Genomic DNA, 477 nt, shown 5'->3' with positions numbered 1-477 from the left:
TCGGGAATCAGGGCAACCGTGCATAAATCCAATAAGGGCGCAGCCTGCTTCTGCTCTGTGAAATGTTCGCTCAAAGGCTTGCTGGTCAGAAGATAGACTTCCAAAGCGCGCTCAATACGCTGACTGTCATTGGCTTTCAGACGGCCTGCTGTAATCGGGTCAACTTCCTGCAAACGGCGATATAGGCCTGCCAGACCGTGTTCGTTTTTTTCTGCCTGAAGCTGTGCGCGCACTGCCGCATCCGCGCTAGGTAAGTCGTTCAAACCTTCCGTCAGCGCGTGGAAATACATCATCGTACCGCCGACAATCAGCGGATAGCGACCGCGCGCATGTATTTCGTTCACCAAGCGCACGCAGTCGCCGACAAAATCTGCCGCACTGTAACTTTCCAGCGGCGAAATAATATCAATCAAATGATGCGGTACGGCGGCAAGCTCTTCGGCAGTCGGCTTGGCCGTACCGATGTCCATGCCGCGA

1 protein-coding gene is annotated in these 477 nt (G+C 54.5%); it reads right to left on the bottom strand.

Annotation, left to right across the window (positions count from 1 at the left end):
• The coding region (gene miaA / locus ACTHS3_RS16880) for a tRNA (adenosine(37)-N6)-dimethylallyltransferase MiaA (protein WP_440368625.1) at nt 1-477 on the bottom strand (477 nt) is incomplete at both ends.

It is taken from the genome of Neisseria sp. P0009.S007 (assembly GCF_051962515.1).
Note: the sequence above shows the minus strand (reverse complement) of the source record. Positions and strands in the feature narration are given on the sequence as shown.